The organism is Amnibacterium sp. (genome assembly GCF_025463795.1).
Taxonomy (GTDB): domain Bacteria; phylum Actinomycetota; class Actinomycetes; order Actinomycetales; family Microbacteriaceae; genus Amnibacterium.
In genome coordinates this window covers 1-6,267 of record NZ_JAODBE010000106.1, presented here as the reverse complement: position 1 = coordinate 6,267, position 6,267 = coordinate 1, and the positions used below count along the sequence as shown (strand labels likewise).

The following is a 6,267-nucleotide window of genomic DNA, read 5'->3' as shown; positions in this document are numbered from 1 at the left end:
GCGCACGATACCGTCGAGGAGACCCTGGGAGGCGACCATGTCGATGCTCGAGACCCCGACCGCCGCCGTCGGCGCGGACTCCGCCGCGTGGCTCGGCCTGAAGGACGCCGTCGCCGGTTTCCGAGTGCTGCAGCAGCATGACGGCTCGCTCCATGAGGACGCCGACCTCGATGAGGCCCGCCGGCTGATCGACGTCGTGGTGACACGGGTGCGCGAGCTCGCCCCGGCGTTCCCCACGGACGCCGAGTACCTCGACGCGCTCGTCGCCGACCTCACCGCCTGGTCCGAGGCGGGCTTCGACGTCCCCGACTTCCGGCCCTCGCTCGCGGCCTTCAACCCGCAGCTGCACCGGGCGGACGGCCTGCGGCACCTCGTCGTGTTCCCGATGGTCACGCAGAACGGCAGCCCCGACCGGCTGCTCGAGGCGCTGCTCATCGATGTGATCTGGCCCGACTTCATCGACGAGCTGGAGCGCGAGCGCTACTCGAACGCGCTGTTCGTGCCGATCCGCTTCGTGGACTTCACCGGCGGGTACGACACCAACTCGGCCGTGCTCTTCCCGGAGACCGTCGCGATGAAGGAGCTCATCCCCTTCGCCTGGGGCGCGATCTTCGCCGACCGCGAGGCCGCCCGCTTCCGCAGGGTCGTCGCCGCGGCCGCGGACATCACGAAGCTCGAGCTGCCCGCCGACGCCCGGCGCCTGCTCGACGACCAGGCCCTCACCGAGCGCACGTTCGTGCTCTGGGACCTCGTGCACGACCGCACGCACATGCGCGGGGACCTGCCGTTCGACCCGTTCATGATCAAGCAGCGGATGCCGTACTTCCTCTACTCGCTCGAGGAGCTGCGCTGCGACCTGACCGCCTACCGCGAGGCCGTCCGACTCGTGCGCGACGAGACCACCGACGAGGGCACGCGTGATCACGCCCGGCTCGCGCAGTACGTGATCCTGTTCGACCGGATCTTCCGGTTCCCGCTCACGGGCGGCCGCGTGCGCAACTACGACGGCCTGGGCGGCCAGCTGCTGTTCGCGTGGCTGCACCAGCACCACGTGCTGCACTGGACCGACACCCGCCTCGCCATCGACTGGGACCAGGTGGCCGACGTCGTCGTCGCGCTCTCGGACGCCATCAACGACCTCTACTGGGCCTCGATCGACCGGCCGAAGACGGCCCACTGGCTGGCCGCGTACGACCTCGTCCGCAGCACCGTCACGCCGAATCCGGCGTCGAGGTGGGCGCGGGGGCTGCCCGACGAGATCCTCGCGGGAGCGCCGAAGGGCTTCACCGACGCCGTGCTCGACGACGAGTTCCCCCTCTCGATGTTCTACGAGGCGCTCGGCAAGAAGCTCCGCGGCGTGATCGAGTCGACCGCGGGCATCACCGCCGCCGGCTGAACCCGCCTCTGCCGACGTCCCGCGTGTAGGCCGACGTCCCGGCCGTAGGCCGACACGCGGGATTCCGGCCTACCCCAGGCACGATCCCCTCCGCCCGGCACCGCCCGCCGGTGGCCGGCGGAGGACCTCGTCGGGAACGGAGGACCAAGAGCCGGGTGCTGTTCTCCGTCCGCGACCGGATCCTCCGTCCGGGACGGCCCACAGATGTCCAGCCCCGTCCAGCAGGCATGGACCGAAGCGGCAGCGCGATCGGGAGGGCGCACCGCATCCGCGCCCTCTGCCTGCGTCCCGCGCGTAGGCCGACGTCCCGGCCGTAGGCCCACAGGGGGGATTGCGGCCTACACCCGGCACGATCCCCTCCGCGCGGCACCGCCAGTGGCCGGCGGAGGATCCCGTCCGGAAGGGAGGGCCAAGAGCCGGGTTCTGTCCTCCGTCCGCGACCGGATCCTCCGTCCGCGACGGCCCACGGATCTCCATGCCAGCCCAACAGGCATGGACGGAAGCAGGCAGCGCGATCGCGACGGCACCGCCGCATCCGCGCCCTCTGCCTCCGTCCCGGCCGTAGGCCGACGTCCCGACCGTAGGCCGACACGCGGGTTCCGGCCCTACACCCGGCACGATCCCCTACACCCGGCACGCTCGCCTCCGCGGGCGCAGCGAGCGGTCGGCGGCGCCATCCGCATCGGGAAGGATGGGACGGTGAGACTGCACGACCCGGAATCCCGCACCTTCGCCTCCGACAACTACGCCGGCGCGCTGCCCGAGGTGCTCGCCGCGATCGCCGACGCGAACGGTGGCCACCAGATCGCCTACGGGGAGGACGCCTATACCGCCCGCCTCGGCGAGGTGGTGCGGGCCGAGTTCGGTGAGCAGGCCGAGGTGTTCCCGGTGTTCAACGGCACCGGCGCCAACGTCGTCGGGCTCACCGCCCTGCTGCCGCGGTGGGGCGCGGTGATCGCGACCGGCAGCGCCCACATCCACACCGACGAGGCGGGCGCACCCGAGCGGGTCAGCGGGCTGAAGCTGCTCGTCGTGCCCGGGGTCGAGGGCAAGCTCACACCGGCGGCGGTCGAGACCGAGGCGTGGGGCTGGGGCGACGAGCACCGGGCGCAGCCCCTCGCGGTCTCGATCACCCAGAGCAGTGAGCTCGGCACGGTCTACACGCCCGACGAGATCCGCGCGGTGGCCGACTTCGCGCACGAGCGAGGCATGGCGGTGCACATGGACGGTGCCCGGATCTGGAACGCCGCCGCAGCGCTCGGCCTGCCGCTTCGGGCCTTCACGGCCGACGCCGGCGTGGACGTGCTCAGCCTCGGCGGCACGAAGAACGGCCTGCTGGGCGCCGAGGCGATCGTCGTCCTCGACCCGGCGCGCGTCGACGGGCTGATCTACCTGCGCAAGCTCAGCATGCAGCTGGCGAGCAAGATGCGGTTCGCGAGCGCCCAGCTGCTCGCCCTGTTCGAGAACGACCTCGGCGTGCGCACCGCGGCGCATGCGAACGCGATGGCGGCCCGGCTGCGCTCCGCGCTCGAGGACGTCCCGGGCGTCGAGTTCAGCCACCCCACCGAGGCGAACGCGATCTTCGCGGAGCTCGACCTCGACGCGGCCGACCGTGTCCGCCGGCGCTTCCGGTTCTACGACTGGGATCGCGCCCGCCGCCAGGTGCGCTGGATGTGCGCCTGGGACACCACGGAGGCCGACGTCGACGCGTTCGTCGCCGCGGTCCGCGAAGCGCTCGCCTGACAGCGCTCACCCGAACGCGGCGCGCCGCGCACGCGCTCGCGCGTCGTGCGACGACCATGCGGAAGCGTGATGGGCATCAACCACGCGACGAGCGGTGCCGCCGTCTGGTTCGCGGCGACCGCCACGCTGCCCGCGCTCAGCACCGACCTCTACCCGCTCGCTCCGATGGGGGTGCTCGCCGGCGCTCTCGTCTGCGCCGGGGCGGCGCTGCTGCCGGATGCGGACCACCACAGCGCCACGATCGCCCACTCCGTCCCGGTGCTCGGACGCCTCGCGGCGCGCACCGTCGAGGACGCGAGCGGGGGCCATCGCCACGGTGCCCACACCCTCTTCGCCGGGGTGATCGTGACCCTGCTCGCCGTGCTGCTCGGCCGGTTCACCACAGTGGTCCCCCTGCTCGGCCGCGTACCGATCGGCCCTGCCATCGCCACGATCGCGCTCGTCTGCTTCGCGCTCAAGGCCCGTGACGTGGTGAAGCGCTGGTCGACGGCCTGGCTGCTCGGCCTCCTGTCTGCGGTGGCCGTGCTCGTGTTCTCCCCGGACAACCCGGTCTGGTTCCCCGTGGCCGTCGGGCTCGGGTTCGTGACGCACATCGCCGGGGATCTGCTCACCGTGGAGGGCGTGCCGAGCCTGATCTGGCCCATCCAGGTGAAGCCGCCGCGCGGCTGGTCGAAGACGCCCGGCCTCCGTGCCGTCTGGAAGCGGAACGGCTACCTCTCCGTGCCCGTGCTCGGGCATGCCGGCTCGGTGCGGGAGCATGTGCTCGGCGTCGGCCTCGCCCTCTACTGCGTCTACGCGTTCGTGGCGGTGGCCATGCAGGCCGGCCACGTCGACCTGCTCGCGGTGCACTGAGACAGCGGATCCCGTGTCCTTCCGGTCCTCATTCCACCGATTCCGCACCGATGGGCAGCGCGGACGGCGGATTCCGTCGTATCCTGACCCGATGGTCACCCTCGATCGTGATGTCGTCATCGTCGGCGCCGGCGCCTGCGGGCTCACAGCGGCCACCGCGTTGCGCCGCGCCGGTGCGAGTGTCGTCGTCCTGGAGGCCCGCGACCGCGTCGGGGGGCGTCTGGAGACCGACACCGGCACCGGCGCCCTGCTCGAGCTCGGTGGCCAGTGGGTCTCCCCCGACCAGACGGCGCTGAAGGAGCTCGTGGCCGAGCTCGGCCTCGAGCTCTTCTCGCGCTACCGCGAGGGCGACAGCGTCTACATCGGCCGGGACGGCACCCGGACCCGCTTCACGGGCGACATCTTCCCCACCAGCCCCCGCACCGAGACCGAGATCGAGCGTCTGATCGCGCTGCTCGACGGGCTGGTCGCCGAGATGGATCCGGACCGCCCGTGGGACCATCCCCGTGCGCGGGAGCTGGACTCGGTCACCTGGCGGGCGTTCCTCGAGCAGCAGTCCGACGACGCCGAGGCCCGCGACAACGTCGCGCTCTTCATCGCCGAGGCGATGATCACCAAGCCCGCCCACACCTTCTCCGCCCTGCAGGCACTGCTGATGGCGGCGTCGGCCGGCAGCTTCAGCCACCTCGTCGACGCGGACTTCATCCTCGACCAGCGCGTCGTCGGCGGCCTGCAGCAGGTGCCGCTCCGCCTCGCCGACGGGCTCGGCGACGACGTGGTGCTCGGCCGTCCTGTGCGCACGATCGAGTGGTCGCACGACGGCGTGATCGTGCATGCCGACGGCGGCATGTCCGTCCGCGCGGCCCAGGCGATCGTCGCCGTGCCGCCGAACCTCTACGACCGGATCGACTACGTGCCGGCCCTGCCCGCACGCCGGCAGGTGCTGCACCAGCACCTGTCACTCGGACTCGTCATCAAGGTGCACGCCGTCTACGGGACGCCGTTCTGGCGCGAGGACGGCCTCTCGGGCACGGCGTTCAGCCCGTACCGGATCGTGCACGAGGCGTACGACAACTCGAACCACGGCGACCCGCGGGGCGTGCTGGTCGGCTTCGTGTCCGACGAGAAGGCGGACCAGGTGCTCGCGATGGGGCCGGAACAGCGCCGTGCCGCCGTGCTCGACTCGCTCGCCGACTACTACGGCGAGGGCGCACGGCATCCGCTCGTCTACGTCGAGAGCGACTGGGCGAGCCAGGAGTGGACCCGCGGCGCCTATGCGGCGAGCTTCGACATGGGCGGCCTGACGCGGTTCGGCGCCGACGCGCAGCAGCCCGTCGGACCCGTCCACTTCGCCTCGAGCGATCTGGCCGGCCACGGCTACCAGCACGTCGACGGGGCGATCCGGATGGGCCGTCGCGTCGCTGCGGCGGTGCAGGCCGTCCTTCCTGCCAGGGTCTAGGCCGTCAGAGCGCCCGCCGGCGCTCCTCGGGTACCGGCGACAGCGGCCGCCACATGACGTGGAGGCCCACGAGCCCGTGGCCTCGGCTGTGGAACGCCTTCGGCACCGTACCGACCACCCGGAAGCCCAACGACTGCCAGAGGTGGACGGCCGCAGCGTTCGTCTCGACGACCGCGTTGAACTGGATCGCCGCGAATCCCTCCGTCGTCGCCCACTCGATCAGGTGGCTGCCGAGGGCGCGCCCCACACCCCGCCCGGCCGCCGCCGGATCCACCATGACGCTGCCCGTGGCGACGTGGGACCCGCGGCCGGGCCGGTTCGGTCCCATCGTCGCCGAGCCGAGCACGGTGTCGCCGTCCACGGCGACCACCACCCGCCCCTGGCCGGTCCACAGGCGCTCGGCGTCAGGGCTCGGCAGGCCGTCGGGATACGCGTAGGTCTCGCCGCCGTCGACGATGTCGCGGAAGAACGGGAAGATCTGCGGCCAGTCCGCTGCGCGTTCCTCCCGGATGATCACGCCGCCACTGTAGTGAGGGCGGATCCCTCGCACCGTTCGAGGGCGCGGAGCCGGCACACCGCCGCGTCAGGCGGGAGGAGGACCCGTCACCGCGACGACGGCCGAGGCTGTCCGGGGATGTCGGTCGGCGCGGAGCGGCCGACGAACAGGCCCATGCCGCCCATGATGACGCCGAGCCCGAAGTGGAGCCAGTTGTCGGGATCGTTGAGCGGCACGAAGTTCGCCCCGCTCGTCGTGCCCTCGACGATGAGCCCGTAGATCCACAGGACCAGGTAGAGCACGCCGCCCCAGATCAGGTAG

At 72.1% G+C, this 6,267-nt stretch carries 6 protein-coding genes; 4 read left to right on the top strand and 2 right to left on the bottom strand.

Annotation, left to right across the window (positions count from 1 at the left end; translation table 11 throughout):
• Positions 1-43 precede the first annotated feature (43 nt).
• From JWQ92_RS09395 to JWQ92_RS09380, 4 genes are all read left to right on the top strand, one after another.
• Positions 44-1,396 carry a DUF6421 family protein gene (locus JWQ92_RS09395; RefSeq protein ID WP_297344194.1) on the top strand — a complete coding sequence of 451 codons (1,353 nt, stop codon included), beginning with the start codon at positions 44-46 and terminating at the stop codon, positions 1,394-1,396.
• A 699-nt stretch (positions 1,397-2,095) separates the two neighbouring features.
• Positions 2,096-3,139 carry a low specificity L-threonine aldolase gene (locus tag JWQ92_RS09390; RefSeq protein ID WP_297344192.1) on the top strand — a complete coding sequence of 348 codons (1,044 nt, stop codon included), beginning with the start codon at positions 2,096-2,098 and terminating at the stop codon, positions 3,137-3,139.
• A 69-nt stretch (positions 3,140-3,208) separates the two neighbouring features.
• Entirely contained in the window at positions 3,209-3,991 is a 783-nt protein-coding gene (locus tag JWQ92_RS09385; protein WP_297344193.1) for a metal-dependent hydrolase, read from the top strand.
• Between the two features lie 91 nt (positions 3,992-4,082).
• The gene (locus tag JWQ92_RS09380; protein WP_297344191.1) at positions 4,083-5,450 is read left to right on the top strand and encodes an NAD(P)/FAD-dependent oxidoreductase; all 1,368 of its coding nucleotides are present in this window, start codon (positions 4,083-4,085) and stop codon (positions 5,448-5,450) included.
• Between the two features lie 4 nt (positions 5,451-5,454).
• Here the strand turns inward: JWQ92_RS09380 and JWQ92_RS09375 are convergent, their stop codons facing one another.
• Together JWQ92_RS09375 and JWQ92_RS09370 are read right to left on the bottom strand one after the other, a co-directional pair.
• On the bottom strand, positions 5,455-5,967 hold the full coding sequence (locus tag JWQ92_RS09375; protein WP_297344190.1) for a GNAT family N-acetyltransferase: 513 nt from the start codon (positions 5,965-5,967) through the stop codon (positions 5,455-5,457).
• Positions 5,968-6,053: 86 nt separating this feature from the next.
• Positions 6,054-6,267, bottom strand: a 214-nt coding sequence (locus JWQ92_RS09370) for a DUF4383 domain-containing protein (protein ID WP_297344189.1), incomplete at its 5' end; no start/stop codon positions are given.

Excerpts from the sequence above, each read along its gene's own strand:
- JWQ92_RS09385 (WP_297344193.1), top strand. The coding sequence starts at position 3,209 with ATGGGCATCAACCACGCGACGAGCGGTGCCGCCGTCTGGTTCGCGGCG.
- JWQ92_RS09395 (WP_297344194.1), top strand. The coding sequence starts at position 44 with ATGCTCGAGACCCCGACCGCCGCCGTCGGCGCGGACTCCGCCGCGTGG.
- JWQ92_RS09380 (WP_297344191.1), top strand. The coding sequence starts at position 4,083 with ATGGTCACCCTCGATCGTGATGTCGTCATCGTCGGCGCCGGCGCCTGC.